The sequence below is a fragment of the Pseudomonas lactis genome (genome assembly GCF_001439845.1).
GTDB lineage: Bacteria > Pseudomonadota > Gammaproteobacteria > Pseudomonadales > Pseudomonadaceae > Aquipseudomonas > Aquipseudomonas lactis.
In genome coordinates, this window is record NZ_JYLO01000009.1 from 13,456 (window position 1) to 30,292 (window position 16,837).

Annotated in this window: 14 protein-coding genes and 1 pseudogene; 10 read left to right on the forward strand and 5 right to left on the reverse strand. The window is 63.0% G+C overall.

The window, feature by feature from the left end:
- Nucleotides 1-44: 44 nt before the first annotated feature.
- Complete coding sequence (locus tag TX24_RS16170; RefSeq protein WP_057710670.1) at nt 45-1,745, reverse strand: acid phosphatase; 1,701 nt, start codon at nt 1,743-1,745, stop codon at nt 45-47.
- Between the two features lie 198 nt (nt 1,746-1,943).
- Nucleotides 1,944-3,362 (reverse strand): short-chain fatty acid transporter, encoded by a 1,419-nt coding sequence (locus TX24_RS16175; RefSeq protein ID WP_057710671.1) that lies wholly within the window; start codon nt 3,360-3,362, stop codon nt 1,944-1,946.
- A gap of 186 nt (nt 3,363-3,548) precedes the next feature.
- Here TX24_RS16175 and TX24_RS16180 point away from each other — a divergent pair, with 186 nt between their 5' ends.
- Complete coding sequence (locus TX24_RS16180) at nt 3,549-4,838, forward strand: MFS transporter (protein ID WP_003188295.1); 1,290 nt, start codon at nt 3,549-3,551, stop codon at nt 4,836-4,838.
- Between the two features lie 3 nt (nt 4,839-4,841).
- On the opposite strand, the gene TX24_RS16185 is transcribed toward TX24_RS16180, so the two are convergent.
- Nucleotides 4,842-6,212, reverse strand: coding sequence for a GntT/GntP/DsdX family permease (locus TX24_RS16185; protein ID WP_003188296.1), 1,371 nt, complete (start codon nt 6,210-6,212; stop codon nt 4,842-4,844).
- A 217-nt stretch (nt 6,213-6,429) separates the two neighbouring features.
- Between TX24_RS16185 and TX24_RS16190 the strand changes: the two genes are divergently transcribed.
- The 4 genes and pseudogenes from TX24_RS16190 to TX24_RS16205 all read left to right on the forward strand — a co-directional run.
- Nucleotides 6,430-7,335, forward strand: a complete 906-nt coding sequence (locus tag TX24_RS16190) for a cation diffusion facilitator family transporter (protein ID WP_057710672.1) — start codon at nt 6,430-6,432, stop codon at nt 7,333-7,335.
- Nucleotides 7,336-7,444: 109 nt separating this feature from the next.
- Nucleotides 7,445-8,671, forward strand: a complete 1,227-nt coding sequence (locus TX24_RS16195) for a TolC family protein (protein WP_034134438.1) — start codon at nt 7,445-7,447, stop codon at nt 8,669-8,671.
- A 19-nt stretch (nt 8,672-8,690) separates the two neighbouring features.
- Nucleotides 8,691-9,797 carry an efflux RND transporter periplasmic adaptor subunit gene (locus TX24_RS16200; RefSeq protein ID WP_057710673.1) on the forward strand — a complete coding sequence of 369 codons (1,107 nt, stop codon included), beginning with the start codon at nt 8,691-8,693 and terminating at the stop codon, nt 9,795-9,797.
- A gap of 18 nt (nt 9,798-9,815) precedes the next feature.
- Nucleotides 9,816-11,975: pseudogene (locus TX24_RS16205) on the forward strand (CusA/CzcA family heavy metal efflux RND transporter); the annotation flags it as partial.
- Nucleotides 11,976-12,184: 209 nt separating this feature from the next.
- Here the strand turns inward: TX24_RS16205 and TX24_RS30905 are convergent.
- Together TX24_RS30905 and TX24_RS31870 are read right to left on the reverse strand one after the other, a co-directional pair.
- Entirely contained in the window at nt 12,185-12,505 is a 321-nt protein-coding gene (locus tag TX24_RS30905; protein ID WP_074167576.1) for an IS66 family transposase, read from the reverse strand.
- A 300-nt stretch (nt 12,506-12,805) separates the two neighbouring features.
- Nucleotides 12,806-12,946 carry a hypothetical protein gene (locus TX24_RS31870; RefSeq protein WP_153573857.1) on the reverse strand — a complete coding sequence of 47 codons (141 nt, stop codon included), beginning with the start codon at nt 12,944-12,946 and terminating at the stop codon, nt 12,806-12,808.
- A gap of 27 nt (nt 12,947-12,973) precedes the next feature.
- Here TX24_RS31870 and TX24_RS16210 point away from each other — a divergent pair, with 27 nt between their 5' ends.
- From TX24_RS16210 to TX24_RS16230, 5 genes are all read left to right on the forward strand, one after another.
- Nucleotides 12,974-13,720 (forward strand): hypothetical protein, encoded by a 747-nt coding sequence (locus tag TX24_RS16210; protein ID WP_003821040.1) that lies wholly within the window; start codon nt 12,974-12,976, stop codon nt 13,718-13,720.
- A 118-nt stretch (nt 13,721-13,838) separates the two neighbouring features.
- Nucleotides 13,839-14,051 (forward strand): AlpA family transcriptional regulator, encoded by a 213-nt coding sequence (locus TX24_RS16215; RefSeq protein ID WP_003821041.1) that lies wholly within the window; start codon nt 13,839-13,841, stop codon nt 14,049-14,051.
- A 42-nt stretch (nt 14,052-14,093) separates the two neighbouring features.
- Nucleotides 14,094-14,969, forward strand: coding sequence for a ParA family protein (locus TX24_RS16220; RefSeq protein ID WP_003821043.1), 876 nt, complete (start codon nt 14,094-14,096; stop codon nt 14,967-14,969).
- Nucleotides 14,953-15,201 carry a hypothetical protein gene (locus TX24_RS16225; RefSeq protein WP_003821044.1) on the forward strand — a complete coding sequence of 83 codons (249 nt, stop codon included), beginning with the start codon at nt 14,953-14,955 and terminating at the stop codon, nt 15,199-15,201. The genes TX24_RS16220 and TX24_RS16225 overlap by 17 nt, the downstream gene beginning before the upstream one ends.
- Entirely contained in the window at nt 15,194-16,831 is a 1,638-nt protein-coding gene (locus TX24_RS16230; RefSeq protein WP_033470938.1) for a ParB family protein, read from the forward strand. Before TX24_RS16225 ends, TX24_RS16230 begins: the two co-directional genes overlap by 8 nt.
- Nucleotides 16,832-16,837: the final 6 nt, after the last annotated feature.

A 16,837-nucleotide genomic window follows, 5' to 3' on the forward strand; every position in this document is an offset into this window, starting at 1 on the left:
AATCGCGTGTTAAATCGCCCGGCATGTCGTTATTGGATAAGCCCCTACAGGCTGAACTGCAAGGCATTGCTCAGATCGCCCATGGGCTTCTGGCCGCGCGCGATCATCGCGTCATCACGCTGCTTGAGGCCGTCCAGGATCTCCAATTGGAACACTCGAGTGATCAAACGCAGGATCGATGCGGTGTCGTACACCGTATGGTCCACCGTGTCTTTGCGCGCAAACGGCGACACCACCAGCGCCGGAACTCGCGAGCCTGGACCCCAGCGGTCACCCTGGGGCGGCGCCACGTGGTCCCACCAGCCGCCGTTTTCATCCACGGTCACCACCACCACCATGTTTTTCCATTGCGGGCTTTCTTGCAGCACCTTCAAGGCGCGGGCGATATGGCGGTCGCCCGAGGCCACATCGGCATAGCCGGCGTGCATGTTCAGGTTGCCTTGGGGTTTGTAGAAACTCACGGCGGGCAGCTTGCCGGCCTGGGCGTCGGCGAAGAACCGGTTGGTGCTCGACTCATCGCCCAAACCGCCGTCACGCAGGCGCTTGGCACGTTCTGCCGGGTTTTGCGGCCCTTGCTGCTTGAAGTAATTGAACGGCTGGTGGTGGTACTGGAAATTCGGAATCTTGGGGATGCCGCCGGAGTCCTTGAACTGCTCCAGCGTGGCTTGCCACGCACCGGCGTACCAGGCCCAGTCGATGTTCTTTTTCGACAGCTTGTCGCCAATATGCTCGTGGGTTTGCGGCACCAGCACATTGGGCAGGTCGGGCTTGGAATAATCCGGGTTTTGCGGGTCGCGGATCCAGGTGGGCCAGTAGGGTGGGGCCAGGGTGTTTACGCCGTAACCGTCTGGTGTCAGCGCGCTGGGGCCAAATTGTGGCGGGCCGGTCATGGCGCTGGCCGGGGAGGTGTCCAAGGGCTTGAGGCGTGTGCCGCTGGGGTCATCGCTTTGCAGCGTAGCGATCTGCGCCTTGGCCACCGACTGCGCGGCATTGGGATAAAACGGCGCGGTGGCGCTGATCAGGTACTGGTGGTTAAGGAACGAGCCACCAAACGCGCCCTGGAAAAAGTTATCGCACAGCACAAACTCCTTGGCCACGTCCCACAGGCGCAGGGCATAACGGCTCTGGGCGTAATGGCCCATCACCAGCCCACCGGAATCGCCCCAGGCGACAAAACCATCATTCTTGCCGCCGTTGATCTGCATCTGGTTCTGGTAGAACACGTGCCACAGGTCGCGAGTTACCAGGCTCAATGGCAGGTCTTCGCCCTGCGGGCCTTTGAGGGCGAACGGCGCGTTGGGCAGGCTTTCCTGGAATTGCACTTCGCTGGGGTAAGTCACCCCGTCCACTGTTTGTGGGCCGACCTGCAACACACCGCCCCAGCTCGGTGGCAGGGCAGGCAATACGCTGCCATCGCGGTCGCGCTGCTGGAAGTCCTTGGCGGTTAACGCCGACAGTGGTTTCTCCACGCCGGGGAAATCTGCAAATAGGTTGTTGAAGCTGCGGTTCTCGGCGTAGATCACCACCACGGTCTTCACCTGCTCGCGCAATGCCTTATCCAACTCCTGAGGCGTGAGCGGCCGCGTCACGGGTGGGCTCGGTGCTTCGCTGGTATTGCCGCAGGCACTCAAGGTTGCACCCACGCCCAACACCGCCGCACCGCCGAGGAATCGCCGGCGGCTGGTGTCTACCGGCGTTTTGGGGGCGCAGTCGTGGGCAGGGTGGTCGTTGTGCTCGTCACTCATTGCGAGGAATCCTTGGCGAGATGTTGCAAGATATTTCGCAGGACGGTAGCAATGGAATGTGACGGAACGAAGACAGGCTTGAGAGCGCTACAGAACAAATTGTGGGAGCGGGCTTGCTCGCGAATGCGGGTTGTCAGTCAACGAATTCATTAACGATCCACCGCATTCGCGAGCAAGCCCGCTCCCACACCGACCGCGTTATGGCATGACTGGCGGCAGATACTTCAACGTCGTCCCCAACGCCCACAGCAAAAACAACACCAGCGGCGTGTGCACCAGCAACTGCACAAACGAAAACCCGATCAGATCCCGCGCCTTCAGGCCCAGCACACCCAGTAACGGCAACATATAAAACGGGTTGATCAAGTTCGGCAGCGCCTCGGCGGCGTTGTAGATCTGCACCGCCCAGCCCAGGTGGTACTGCAGGTCATTGGCCACTTGCATCACATACGGCGCTTCGATGATCCACTTGCCGCCACCTGAGGGGATGAAGAAGCCCAGCACCGCCGAGTACACACCCATCAGCAGGGCGTAGGTGTCGTGGGAGGCGATGGAGGTGAAGAACGTCGAGATATGGTGCGCCAGGGTCTGGCCATCGCCGCCCTTTACCACCGTCATCAGTGCGGCAATCGAGCCGTACAGCGGGAACTGGATCAGCACGCCGGTGGTGGTCGGCACCGCACGGGCCACGGCATCGAGGAAGCTGCGCGGGCGCCAGTGCAGCAGCGCGCCCACCATGATGAACAGGAAGTTATAGGTATTGAGCCCCGAGATGGCGCTGATCGCCGGCTTGGTCGAGAACTCATGGAACAGCCAACCGGCCGCCAGCAACGCCAGCAGAATCGTCAGCAACGGGCTGTGTTCCAGCCATTCACCGGGGCGCGTCGGCGCCTGCGGCTTGGGCAGGTTGAAGGCCGGGTCAATGCCGCAGGCCTTGGCATCCCGGGCGCTGTTGGGGCCAGGCGCGGTGGCGTAGGCGATGATCAGCGACACCACGATCAGCGCCAGCAACAGCACGCCGGACTGCCACAAAAAAATGGTCTCGGTGAACGGGATCATCCCAGTGATCGACAGGATCGACGGCGGCAAGCTGGCCGGGTTGGCCTGCAACTGCGCGGCCGACGACGACAGCCCCAGCGCCCATACGGCCCCCAGGCCCAGGTACGCTGCAGCGCCAGCGGCGCGGTAGTCCATGCGCAAATCCGTGCGCCGGGCCAATGCCCGCACCAGCAAACCGCCGAACACCAGGGACAGGCCCCAGTTAAGCAATGAAGCCACCATGGAAATCAACGCCACCCAGGCCACCGCCGAACGGCCATTCTTGGGAATGCGCGCCAGGCGGTCGATCAACTTCACTGCGGGCGGTGAACTGGCGACCACGTAACCGCCGATCACCACAAAGGCCATCTGCATGGTGAACGGAATCAGGCTCCAGAACCCATCGCCAAATGCCTTGGCCGCTTCGGCCGGTGCGGCGCCCATGCCCAGGGTCGCCACGGCGACGATGATCACGGCGAGGGCGGCAAACACCCAGGAGTCAGGAAACCAGCGCTCGGCGAAGTTGGAGCAACGCAGGGCAAATCGGGCATAGCGGCTGTCTTCGGTAGCATCGGCCACGAGTCTTTCCTCTTGTAGTTATTATGGGGTTTGGCAGTTTTACGGCATGTTCCTCTACGGCCATTGATTTGGGAATGTAGTTATCTTCAACGATCAATGAGGAAAACAAATATATCCGTCGCGATTGCCATCGATGGGCTCAGCTCATAACCTGCACGCCATTTTGTTTGCCTGCCGAGCCTGCACATGACTGCCACCTTTTCCCCACGGGCGCAGCGTTTTTCCCGCTCCGACTACAAAACCCTGGGCCTGGCCGCCTTGGGTGGAGCCCTGGAAATCTACGACTTCATTATCTTCGTGTTCTTTGCGCTGACCCTCAGCCAACTGTTCTTCCCCCCAGAAATGCCCGAGTGGCTGCGCCTGCTGCAAAGCTTTGGCATCTTCGTCACCGGTTACCTCGCCCGTCCACTGGGCGGCATCCTGATGGCGCACTTTGCCGACCACCTGGGGCGCAAGCGCGTCTTCAGCCTGAGCATCCTCATGATGGCCTTGCCCTGCCTGCTGATCGGTATCATGCCGACCTACGCGCAAATCGGCTATTTCGCCCCGTTGATCCTGCTGGCGCTGCGCGTGCTGCAAGGCGCAGCGGTGGGCGGCGAAGTGCCCAGCGCCTGGACTTTCGTCGCCGAGCACGCACCGCGTCACCATCGTGGCTATGCCCTGGGTTTTTTGCAGGCCGGCCTGACTTTCGGTTACCTGCTGGGGGCGCTGACCGCCACCTTGCTCGCGCAGGTCTTCACCCCCGCCGAAATCCTCGACTATGCCTGGCGCTTTCCCTTCCTGCTCGGCGGCGTATTCGGAGTGATCGGCGTATGGCTGCGCCGCTGGCTCAGCGAGACTCCGGTGTTTCTGGAAATGCAGGCGCGTCGCCAAGCCGCCGCCGAAATGCCCTTGCGCACCGTGCTGCGCGACCATCGCGCCGTGCTGCTGCCGGCGATGATCCTCACCTGCGTGCTGACGTCTGCCGTGGTGGTGCTGGTGGTCATCACCCCGACCATGATGCAGAAAACCTTCGGCATGAGCCCCAGCCACACCTTCGCCCTGAGCGCCCTGGGCATCGTCTTCCTGAATATCGGCTGCGTCCTCGCCGGCCTGCTGGTGGACCGCATCGGCGCGTGGCGCGCGGTATTGGTCTACAGCCTGTTGCTGCCGGTGGGCATTGCGCTGCTGTACGCCAGCCTGATCGCTGGCGGCGTGTGGCTCGGCGCAGCGTACGCCGTGGCGGGCCTGAGCTGCGGCGTGGTGGGCGCGGTGCCGTCGGTGATGGTCGGGCTGTTTCCGGCGCAGGTACGGGTGTCGGGGATTTCCTTCACCTACAACATCGCCTATGCGCTGTGGGCAAGTACTACGCCGTTGTTGTTGATCGCGCTGATGCCGACCAGCCCGTGGATCTGCGTGGGGTATTGCGTAGTGATGGGGGCTGTGGGAGTGGCGAGTGTGGCGCTGTTTGGCAAGCGCCACACCTTGGCCGCCTGAGGGTCAGGTCAGGAAGTGCCAGAGCAACAAGGTACCCACCAACCCAACCACCGAAACAATCGTCTGCAACACCGACCACACCCAGATTGTCTGCTTCAACTGCAAGCCAAAGTACTCACGCACCATCCAGAACCCGGCGTCGTTGACGTGGCAGAAGAACACCGAGCCGGCGCCGATGGCCAGGGCGACCAATGAGCTTTGCGTCGCCGCCAACCCGGCCATCATCGGCGCGAGGATGCCGGCGGTTGTGGTGGTGGCGACCGTGGCCGAGCCGGTGGCTTGGCGCAGGGCCACGGCGATCAGCCAGGCCAGCAGCAGGTAGGGCATGTGCGCGCCTTCGGCGACTTTGCTGATGGTCTGGCTGACGCCGGCGTCCAGCAGGGTTTGCTTGAGGCCGCCGCCGGCGCCGATGGTCAGCAGCAGTACGGCGATGGGCGCCAGGGCTTTGCGCAGGGTGTTGCCGACGTCGGCGCGTGGCATGCCCGCCGCCCAACCCAGGCAAACGACCGCGGCGATCACCGCCAGGCCGAGGGCAACCAGTGGTTCACCGAGGAATTTCAAGCTCAGGGCGAGGGGGCTTTCCGGCGCCAGCGCGACTTTGGCCAAGGTGCTGCCGAGCATCAGGATCACCGGCAACAGAATGATCAGCAGCGACACGCCAAAGCTCGGCTGGCGCGGGGCCTTGGGCGGTGCGCTGAACAAGGCGCCGATATCGGCCGGTTCGTCCACGTGCAGGCGCTTGGACAGCCAGTTGCCATACAGCGGCCCGGCCAGGATCACGGCCGGCACCGCCAGGCAAAAGCCCAGCAACATGGTCAGGCCCAGGTCGGCGTGCAATGCGCCCACGGCGATCAGCGGCCCCGGATGCGGCGGCATCAGGGCGTGCAAGGTGGTCATGCCCGCCAGTGCCGGGATGGCAATTTTCAACAACGGCTGGTTCGAACGCTTGGCCATCACAAAGATGATCGGCACCATCATCACCAGGCCCACTTCGAAGAACAGCGGCAGGCCGATCACCATGGCGACCAACGCCATCACCCAGGGCAATGACTTGCCTTTGCCCAACCCGAGCAACGTGGTGGCAATACGGTCGGCCGCGCCGGATTCGGCCATCAGCGCGCCGAGCATCGCACCCAGGGCAATGATGATCCCGGCTTCGCCGAGAATCGCCCCGGCGCCTTTGCTGAACGCCTTGGCCACTTCTTCCGGCGGCAGGCCGGCGCCGACCCCGGCGATAAAGGTGCCGATCAGAATCGACAGGAAGGGCGGCAGTTTGGTCGCGCTGATCAGCACGATGATGCTGGCGATCGCCAACAGCACGCACAGCATGAGGCGGGTGTCGTGAACCATCCACGCGGCAGTCGATAACTCCAAAACGGGACTCCTTATCGAGCAGGTTGGCTAATATGTTTCTTTTTGTTTCAGCCTGAAAAGCATACCTGATAGTGCTCCCCCAACGCGTGCATGAACGATTTTGGTGCGCCCGAAGCTAACGACGCTCTGGCGCTCAGATGACAATTTTGCAAACCATGCCAGTGGATCTGGCCTATAGCTCTATGATCCGCCCCATCCCAACCCACGAGGACATTTCATGAGCGCAGGACACAGCCACGCCCAAGTACGCGCCGGCCACGAACGCAAGTTATGGATCGCCCTGGGGCTCACCGGTAGCTTCATGCTCGCCGAAGTGATCGGCGCCTTTGTCACCGGCAGCCTGGCGCTGTTGTCCGATGCAGCGCACATGATGACCGACGCCCTGGCCCTGGCGATTTCCCTGGTGGCGATCCAGGTCGCCAAGCGCCCGGCGGATCGCAAGCGCACCTTCGGTTATGCGCGGTTCGAGATCCTGGCAGCCGCCTTCAATGCATTGCTGCTGTTCGCCGTGGCGTTCTACATCTTGTACGAGGCTTACCAGCGGCTGCAGGCACCTGCAGAAATCCAGTCCATCGGCATGCTGGTGATTGCGCTGCTGGGGCTGGTGGTCAACCTGATCTCCATGCGTTTGCTCAGTGCCGCCAGCGGCGAGAGCCTCAACGTCAAGGGCGCCTACCTGGAAGTCTGGAGTGACATGCTGGGCTCCGTCGGCGTGATCATTGCCGCGCTGGTGATCATGTTCACCGGCTGGGGTTGGGTTGACTCCGTGGTCGCGGCCGCCATCGGCTTTTGGGTATTGCCGCGCACCTGGACGTTGCTCAAGGCGAGCATGAATATCCTGTTGCAAGGAGTGCCGGAGGGCGTGGATATCGAGCAGGTGGAGCAGGGCATTCGCAGTGTGCCTGGGGTCAAGGACGTGCACGACCTGCACATCTGGGCCCTCACCAGTGGCAAGAACGTGCTGAGTACGCATCTGGTCGCGGATGCGTCCCAGGGCACTGAGCAACAGATCCTCAGCCGAGTGACGGAGTTACTGCACGAACAATTCGATATTTCCCACGCCACGATCCAGGTCGAGGGCGAGGGTTTTCAACATGACGATCACGACGAAGTGCATGCCTGAACCTGGCTAACGGATTTGTAATCTTTCGCCCACGGCCCTGATAAGTACCGAAAGCTACATTGCCCCCGCTGGGAAATCTCAGCGACTTCATGGGCGTGGAACTCTCGTTATGGCAATTTCCGTTAGAACACTGTTGGGGGCGGCGGCATTGGCATTGTGGATATCCGCAAACGCCGCCCAGGCACAACCTCTCACCCTCGATGCAGCCTTGCAAACCGCCTTCGCCAACAACCCGGACCTGGCGGCCGCACAATGGGAAATTGACATCGCCCAGGGCGGTCGCCAGCAGGCCGGCTTGATCCCCAATCCGGTGGCCTCCTGGGACGCCGAAGACACCCGCCGCCGCAGCCGCACCACCAGCATCAAGCTCAGCCAGACCCTGGAACTGGGCGGCAAGCGCGGTGCACGTATCGAAGTGGCCAGCCGTGCCCAGGATGCCGCCGCGCTGACCCTGGAGCAGCGTCGCAACCAGCTGCGCGCCGAGGTCATCGACAGCTACTACGGCGCCTTGCGCGCCCAGGAACGCCTTGACCTGGCGCAACGCTCCATGACGCTTGCCGAACGCGGCCTGGTGGTCGCCAACGGGCGCGTCACCGCTGGCAAGTCGTCACCCGTGGAAGCCACTCGCGCCCAGGTGCAAGTGTCCGAAATTCGCCTGGAGTTGAACCGCGCCCAGATCGGCCTCACTGACGCCTACCGTCGCCTCGCCAGCAGCACCGGCAGCGCCGCCACCGACTTCCAGGCCGTCGCTACGCCAAGCACTTCCGTGCCAGCGTTACCCGCCGCCGCGCCATTGCTGGCTCGTCTTGAACAGACTGCGGAACTGCGCCTGGCCGAACTCAACATTGTGCAGAACGAAGCCAGCGTGGGCCTGGAAAAAGCCCAGCGCATTCCGGACCTGGATGTGTCCATCGGCAGCCAATATGACGCCAGTGTGCGCGAACGGGTGAACCTGGTGGGCGTGTCGATGCCCATTCCGCTGTTCAACCGCAACCAGGGCAACATCCTGGCGGCCACTCGACGCGCCGACCAGGCCCGCGACCTGCGCAACGCCGCCGAGTTGCGCCTGCGTACCGAAACCCGCCAGGCCCTGGACCTGTGGCAAACCGCGAACACCGAAGTGCGCGCGTTCAACCAGCAGATCCTGCCCGCCGCACAAAGTGCGGTAGACAGCGCCACCCGTGGCTTCGAGATGGGCAAGTTCAACTTCCTCGACGTGCTCGACGCCCAGCGCACCTTGATCGCAGCCCGCACCCAATACCTTGCGGCCACCGCCCAGGCTACCGAGGCCTGGGTACGCATCGAGCGCATTTACGGCGACCTCGCCCGCTTTTGATTTTTCTTGGAGTCTCCTGATGAACAAAAAACATGGCATGGCGCTCGCCGTCGCCCTGGGCCTGATGCTATCGGGCCTCGCCCTCGCCGAGGAAGAAGAAGGCAAGCTCGAACTCACCGAGCAGCAGATTCAAGCCGCCGGCATCCAGTTGGCCCAGGCGCAACCGCGCGCTATCAGCACCGTGCTGACGCTGCCGGGCGAGGTGCGTTTTGACGAAGACCGCACCTCCCATATTGTGCCCCGCGCAGCGGGCGTGGTAGAGGCGGTGAAGGTCAACCTGGGCCAGTCGGTGAAGAAGGGCGAACTGTTGGCGGTGATCGCCAGCCAGCAGATTTCCGACCAGCGCAGCGAATTGGCGGCCAGCGAACGCCGGGTCGAACTGGCGCGCACCACCTTCCAGCGCGAGCGTCAGTTGTGGCAGGACAAAATCTCTGCCGAACAGGATTACCTGCTGGCGCGGCAAACCCTGCAAGAAGCCGAAATCGCCCTGAACAATGCGCGACAAAAGATGACTGCGCTCAGCGGCAGCGCGGTATTGGCCGGCGGCAATCGTTATGAATTGCGTGCGCCCTTCGCCGGTGTGGTGGTGGAAAAACACCTGGGGGTGGGCGAGGTGGTCAGTGAAACCAGCAATGCCTTCACCCTCTCGGACCTGTCCCAGGTGTGGGTCACCTTCGGCGTGTTTCCCAAGGACTTGAACAAAGTTCGCGTGGGCAAGCCGGTGAAAGTCAGCTCGACGGAAATGGGCACCGAAGTGCTGGGCACGGTGGCCTATGTCGGCAACTTGCTCGGCGAACAGACACGCACCGCCACCGTGCGCGTGACGGTCCCCAACCCCGACGACGCCTGGCGCCCGGGCTTGTTCGTGGCCGTGCAAGTGGCCACCGATACCTACCAGGCCAAGGTGACCGTGCCGCAAACCGCTATCCAGACCGTCGAGGACAAACCCTCGGTGTTTGTGCGCACGGCGGACGGCTTTATCACCCGCCATCTTGAACTGGGCGTCAGTGAAAACGGCTACGTCGAAGTGCGTAAAGGCCTGGAGGCCGGCGCGCAGGTGGCGACGGCTGGCAGCTTCATCCTCAAGTCCGAACTGGGCAAAGGCTCGGCCGAACACGCCCATTGATCCTGCGAGTGATTCCCCATGTTTGAGCGCCTTATCCAATTCGCCATCGAGCAGCGCATTATCGTGTTGCTGGCGGTGCTGTTGATGGCCGGTGTCGGCATCGCCAGCTATCAGAAACTGCCCATCGACGCGGTACCTGACATCACCAACGTACAGGTGCAGATCAACTCGGCGGCGGCCGGTTTTTCGCCGCTGGAAACCGAGCAGCGCATTACCTTTCCCATCGAGACGGCCATGGCCGGCCTGCCGGGCCTGCAGCAGACGCGTTCGCTGTCGCGTTCCGGTTTGTCCCAGGTCACGGTGATTTTCAAGGACGGCACCGACCTGTTCTTTGCCCGCCAACTGGTCAACGAGCGTCTGCAAGTGGCGCGCGAGCAATTGCCCGACGGCATCGAAACTGCGATGGGGCCGATTTCCACTGGCCTGGGGGAAATTTTCCTATGGACCGTCGAAGCCGAGGACGGTGTGCGCAAAGAGGACGGTACGCCTTACACCCCCACCGACCTGCGGGTGATCCAGGATTGGATCATCAAACCGCAGCTGCGCAACGTGCCAGGCGTGGCCGAGATCAATACCATCGGCGGCTTCGCCAAGGAATACCAGATTGCGCCAGACCCCAAGCGCCTGGCCGCTTACAACCTGACCCTCAACGATCTGGTCACGGCGCTGGAGCGCAACAATGCCAACGTCGGCGCCGGTTACATCGAGCGCAGCGGCGAACAGTTGTTGATCCGCGCGCCGGGCCAGGTGGCGTCTATCGACGACATCGCCAACATTGTCATCACCACCTCGGACGGCACGCCGATCCGCGTGCGCAATGTGGCCCAGGTCGACATTGGTCGTGAGCTGCGTACCGGCGCCGCCACCGAAAACGGCCGTGAGGTGGTGCTGGGCACGGTGTTCATGTTGATCGGCGAGAACAGCCGCAGTGTGTCCCAGGCGGTAGCGAAAAAGCTTGAGGAGATCAACCGCTCGCTGCCCGAAGGTGTGGTGGCCGTCACCGTCTACGACCGCACCAACCTGGTGGAAAAAGCCATCGCCACGGTGAAGAAAAACCTCTTCGAAGGTGCGTTGCTGGTGGTGGCGGTGTTGTTCCTGTTTTTGGGCAACATCCGTGCGGCGCTGATCACGGCGATGGTGATTCCGCTGGCGATGCTGTTCACCTTCACCGGCATGTTCACCAACAAAGTCAGCGCCAACCTGATGAGCCTGGGCGCGCTGGACTTCGGCATCATCGTTGATGGCGCGGTGGTGATCGTCGAGAACGCCATCCGCCGTCTGGCCCACGCGCAACACCGTCATGGCCGGTTGCTGACCCGCAGTGAACGCCTGCACGAAGTGTTCGCCGCGGCCAAGGAGGCGCGACGCGCGCTGATCTTCGGGCAGTTGATCATCATGGTGGTGTACCTGCCGATCTTCGCCCTCACGGGCGTGGCCGGGAAGATGTTCCACCCCATGGCTTTCACGGTGGTGATTGCCTTGCTCGGTGCGATGATTTTGTCGGTGACCTTCGTACCGGCGGCGATTGCGTTGTTCGTCACCGGCAAGGTCAAGGAAGAAGAAAACATTGTGATGCGCAGTGCGCGCCGGGTGTATGACCCGGTGCTCAACTGGGTGATGGTGCGTCGGCCCCTGGTGTTCGGCTTGGCCGCTTTGACCATCGTCGTCTCGGGCCTGGTTGCCAGCCGCATGGGCAGTGAGTTTATCCCCAGCCTTAGCGAAGGCGACTTTGCCCAACAGGCGCTGCGTGTGCCCGGCACCAGCCTGACGCAATCGGTACAGATGCAGCAGCAACTGGAAAAAACCTTGCTGGCCCAAGTGCCGGAAATCGAGCGGGTGTTTGCGCGCACCGGTACGGCGGAAATTGCCTCCGACCCGATGCCGCCGAATATCTCCGACAGCTACGTGATGCTCAAACCCAAGGACCAATGGCCGAACCCGAAGAAGTCCCGCGAGGCAATCATCGCCGATATCCAACGGGCCAGCGCGATTGTGCCGGGCAGCGTGTATGAGCTGTCGCAGCCGATCCAGTTGCGCTTCAACGAGCTGATTTCCGGGGTGCGCAGCGACGTGGCGGTGAAGGTGTTTGGCGACGATATGGCGGTGCTCAACCAGACTGCCGGGGAAATCGCCGAGACCTTGCAAAAGCTCAACGGCGCCTCGGAAGTGAAGGTGGAAACGAGACGTTTACTAAGACCGTAAGCCGTTGTTTCCCAATCACTTTCTTCGCTGGCTTGACTAGCGAAGACCTTAATTGTAGCCTCATTTTTCACCCTCGGCAACAAGTTCGTCCAGAAACTTCCAGTAAGGTCCAAGGACACCTCCTCAGCGCATCGTCCCCACACCTCGTTCATCGCCGGCTACGGTGGTCTCGAACTCACCAATGATCACCTTTCCATATGCTTGGCTAGCTGCGTCGAAAGGCATTCGAGCACGTCACGCAAGTCCGCATAGAGGTCATGCCCGTTGGGCCGAGCCGAGCGCACCAGGCTCATCACCGAAACAGCGCGCTGACCGGCACGCAAGCTACCGACGAACAACTGGTTCGCCCTTTGAAGTGCCACTGGACGAATTTGCCTCTCGACGCGGTTGTTGTCTGGCGGCAGACGCCTGTCGTCGTTAGCGCCTCCCGGCGACCAAGGTTGGACTGCATGGCTCTCGCCGTGCCTGAGCTGTTCGGCACACCGGCTCGCTGCAGAAGCGACCACCCATACCCGTCTGCGCAAGTTGCGCGGGAAGAACCCATACGCTTGTCACTGGGACTGGATGCGCGATTCTTTATCGGTATATCAGGATACCTGGGAACGCATGACAGGCTCGGGATCAGTACGCCTGCCTTGGCATCTAGAAGCCACTGCGCGCCTATTGCGCCCTGTGAAACCGCAGGGGTATCACACCATGACAAATTGCTCTTGATGAGATTGCGGTAACGCATGACGCTGCCAGTGTGAGCGCCATTCTTCGTGTTGATCAGCGACAGGACCGATCAACCTACCACTCACGGATTCTTACACATTGAGCACATGGCGGCTACCACTGACTTGAGCTACTGAAAAGTGCTCAGGGCTCATGAAGAAGCGAGACTCGGGACTCGCTTCATCCACAGACAACTGCCCGGCCATGAGGTTGGCGCCAAAGGAGTCGGCCATGTAGTTCTCCTGGAAGGAGATGGGAGCATGAACCACAATGCACCAGCATCGAAGGTGTTCTATCGTCCGATCGAAGCCTCCCTCCGGTGGGCTGGGCTTCTGCGGTTTGAGCATGTCATCCTCACTTCGGTCTCGTCGTCAAGGAACCTGCCACAGTCGTTGGATTGCCCACGTTGGGGTGAGCTGAGGCTGTATACCGAACGCATCTACGATGGCATCCTCAATGCGGAACTTCCTTTCGGGAGGAACGGCATCACGACGCACGACACCGCGCTGATCGACTCCCCTGATCTCACTGTCCGTCACGTCGATCTGAAGCGTTGGATGCGCCAGCACTACCCCGAACAGCGCCCCGGCTTTCTCTTCTCGCGCAGCGAGCGCATCGCCCATCCCTCCATCTCTCTGGAAACCGGGCAGGCCATGCTGGTCGAGCGCTTGGCCCTCAAATCTGCCCTGGAGCAGTCCAAGCGCCAACTCCGCGAGCTGCAAGACAAGCACGACGCACTGCTCAAACAGTCCAAAATCATCCCGGCCTGCGCGCAGTACCCAATCAGTGATCGGGCCGAAGCCACCTACCTGAACATCATCGGCGGCATATTGGAGCTGATGCTCGGCCAATCGCCCTCGGGCACACCGTACTCCAGCTTCAAAACGCAAGAGGCTGTCGTAAGCGCATTGGTCGCCCATCACCACGGCGTCATGGGGATCGCCGAGCGGACGTTGAACGGCAAGTTCGCCACGGCCAGACGCCGGCTGCATAGCGCCACCCTCTGAGGATTGCCAGCTTGTATGTGCAGTCGCGGAGATTGCATTTGCAATGTCTTTCCGTAGCCATGTCTATTGAATAGAGGTCACGCCAACAAACGCCACTGAGCGTTCAGGAGTGACCACCATGTCGCAAACACCTGTTCTGCCGCCCAACGAGCGCCGCATCCTGCGCTTGGAAGAAGTCGAATCGAAGTCCGGCTTCAAGCGCGCCCACCTCTACAACCTGATGCGCGCGGGCAAGTTCCCCAAGGCGCTGCGCCTGGGTGTGCGCGCCGTCGGCTGGGATTCCATCGAAATCGATCAGTGGATCGCCGAGCGCGTCAACAACCGGGCCTGACCCATTCTCCCGCGGACCTTCCATCCTCACACGGAGAACGCCATGCAGGTTGTATCCATCATTTCAACGAAAGGTGGCGTCGGCAAGACCACCACTGCCGCGAACCTGGGCGGGCTCGTCGCCGACGCGGGGCTGCGCGTGCTGCTGCTCGATCTCGACGTGCAGCCCACCTTGTCGTCCTACTACGAACTGGGACACCGTGCGCCTGGTGGCATCTATGAGCTGCTGGCCTTCAACGAGCGCGACCTCGGCCAGCTCGTGTCCCGCACGATCATTACGGGTCTGGACCTGGTGCTGTCCAACGACCACCGGGGCGAGCTGAGCACCTTGTTGCTGCACGCGCCGGATGGGCGCCTGCGGCTGCGGCACCTGCTGCCCATGCTGGCTCCTCTCTACGACCTGGTGCTGATCGACACCCAGGGCGCGCGTTCGGTGACGCTGGAGATGGCGGTGCTCGCTTCCGATCTCGCGCTGTCACCCGTGACCCCGGAAATCCTCGCCGCCCGCGAACTGCGGCGCGGCACCATGCAGTTGCTGGAGGACATCGCTCCGTACCGGCACCTGGGCATTGAGCCGCCGCCGCTGCATCTGCTCATCAACAGGGTCCACCCGGTGTCGGCGAACGCCCGGCTGATCCAACAGGCCTTGCGCGACCTGTTCCAGGACCACGCCGGCATCCGCGTGCTGACCACCGACGTGCCGGCCATCGAAGCCTATCCGCGCGCCGCGACGCGCGGCCTGCCAGTGCATCGGGTCGAATACCGCCAGCCACCGGGCAGAGTCGCCCCCGCCGCGCTCGACACCATCCGCGGCCTCGCCGGCGAACTGTTCCCGCAATGGCAGCACCGATTTGCCACGGTGTCCGGCCGCCCGCCATTTCCTCTGGATACCGGGAGGCCCCATGGCGAGCGCACATGAACTGGCCCGAGGCCATAAGCGGCTGCGCGCCCTGATCGAATTCGCCGTCGGCGAGGGCTGGCACGTCAAGCGCACGCCGGGCGGCCACCTCAAATTCACCAAGGCCGGCTGCGCCGCGATCTACACCAGTTCGACGGCCAGTGACCACCGGGCCGCCCTCAACGCCCGCGCGCAGATCCGCCGCGCCGAGCGCGAGGCCCGGTCCCCAGTGCAGGGAGGCCGCCATGGCTGAAATGACCTCCCAGCAGATGGCCGGCAAGCTGCTCGCGGCCGGGTTCGAGCGCAGCGGCCCGTCCACCTCGGCCTTGAGCGACCCGATCGCCGACACGCCCATGGTCGTGACCCTGGACCAGTTGCGCCCCTACGACCACGATCCCAGGAAGAAGCGCAACCCGGCCTACGAGGACATCAAGGCGTCCATCCGCGAGCGCGGCCTGGACGCAGCCCCGGCGATCACCCGGCGCCCGGGCGAGGACCACTACATCATTCGCAACGGCGGCAACACGCGCCTGGCGATCCTGCGCGAACTGTGGTCGGAGACCAAGGACGAGCGGTTCTTTCGCATATCGTGCCTGTTCCGGCCGTGGCCCAGCCGCGGCGAAGTCGTCATGCTGACCGGCCACCTGGCCGAGAACGAATTGCGTGGAGGCCTGACGTTCATCGAGCGCGCCCTCGGCGTCGAGAAGGCGCGCGAGTTCTACGAGCAGGAAAGCGGCGCCGCCCTGAGCCAGTCCGAACTGGCACGCCGCCTCGCCGCCGATGGTTTCCCGGTCCAGCAGTCGCACATCAGCCGGATGAACGACGCGGTGCGCTACCTCCTGCCGGCGATCCCGACCGTGCTCTATGGCGGGCTCGGCCGCCACCAGGTCGAACGCCTGTCGGTCATGCGCAAGGCCTGCATGCTCGCGTGGGAGCGCTACGCCAAAGGCCGCACACTACTGGTACAGGACTTCGATGACTTCTTTCAGGAGGTGCTGTCGCAGTTCGACACGCAGGCCGACGAGTTCGCCCCCCAGCGCGTGCAGGACGAGCTGATCGGCCAAATGTCCGAACTGCTCGGCATCGACTACGACGTACTGGCGCTCGACCTCACCGAATCCGAAAGCCGCCATCGCGCCCTGGTCAGCGATCCGACCCCACCAACGGCACCCCCCACGCTGCCTGAGCCTGACACCATGGCACGCCCGCCCGCGGCGCCGGCCCCATCGGCCCCGACGCCGGCAACCACACCTGGGTCGCGCGAGCGCGAGGGCGGCTCAGGGTCGGACGGCTCACCCGCAGGAAGCCCCATGGCTGCTCCTGGTGATCGGCTGCAGGGGCACATCGTTTCGCCTGCACCGACGACGGAGCGGCTGCAATCCATTCAGCGGATGGTCGCCGACGAGCTGGGGGATGCGCTGCCCGATTTCTCGGCCAACGTCTTGCAGTCCATTCCCGTCCAAGCAGGCGGTCTCTACCCGATTTCCGACGTCTGGCACATCGACGCGAGCCTGGACACGCCCGAGCGCCTGCGCATCCACGTCGCGCAGTTCGCCCGCGAGATCGCGGGCGAGGCTCGCCTGGACGAGTGCATCGATGACCGTCCAGACGGCATCGGTTTCGCCTGCCGTGCCCACGCCCAAGACCTGGAGCCGCTGGGCCGTGCCGTCCTGGCGCTGCTGGCATGCATGGCCGGTCAGCAGCCCGCCGACGTCGGCTTGGATAACAGGCAATTCGTCATCGACCTGTCGGCGTTGCTGCACGGACAAGGCGACGCAACCCGGCGACTGAGCGACACCGCACTGGTCAAGCTGTTCCGGCTGCTGCGGCTGGCCCGCCGTCTGCTCGACCTGGACGCCGGCGCTGCGGACCCTGGAACGTGACCGAGG

Bases quoted from the DNA above. Each gene is read 5' to 3' on its own strand.
- TX24_RS16170 (WP_057710670.1), bottom strand. From the start codon at position 1,745: ATGAGTGACGAGCACAACGACCACCCTGCCCACGACTGCGCCCCCAAA.
- TX24_RS16180 (WP_003188295.1), top strand. From the start codon at position 3,549: ATGACTGCCACCTTTTCCCCACGGGCGCAGCGTTTTTCCCGCTCCGAC.
- TX24_RS16190 (WP_057710672.1), top strand. From the start codon at position 6,430: ATGAGCGCAGGACACAGCCACGCCCAAGTACGCGCCGGCCACGAACGC.
- TX24_RS16195 (WP_034134438.1), top strand. From the start codon at position 7,445: ATGGCAATTTCCGTTAGAACACTGTTGGGGGCGGCGGCATTGGCATTG.
- TX24_RS16200 (WP_057710673.1), top strand. From the start codon at position 8,691: ATGAACAAAAAACATGGCATGGCGCTCGCCGTCGCCCTGGGCCTGATG.
- TX24_RS31870 (WP_153573857.1), bottom strand. From the start codon at position 12,946: ATGGCCGACTCCTTTGGCGCCAACCTCATGGCCGGGCAGTTGTCTGTG.
- TX24_RS16210 (WP_003821040.1), top strand. From the start codon at position 12,974: ATGAACCACAATGCACCAGCATCGAAGGTGTTCTATCGTCCGATCGAA.
- TX24_RS16215 (WP_003821041.1), top strand. From the start codon at position 13,839: ATGTCGCAAACACCTGTTCTGCCGCCCAACGAGCGCCGCATCCTGCGC.
- TX24_RS16220 (WP_003821043.1), top strand. From the start codon at position 14,094: ATGCAGGTTGTATCCATCATTTCAACGAAAGGTGGCGTCGGCAAGACC.
- TX24_RS16225 (WP_003821044.1), top strand. From the start codon at position 14,953: ATGGCGAGCGCACATGAACTGGCCCGAGGCCATAAGCGGCTGCGCGCC.
- TX24_RS16230 (WP_033470938.1), top strand. From the start codon at position 15,194: ATGGCTGAAATGACCTCCCAGCAGATGGCCGGCAAGCTGCTCGCGGCC.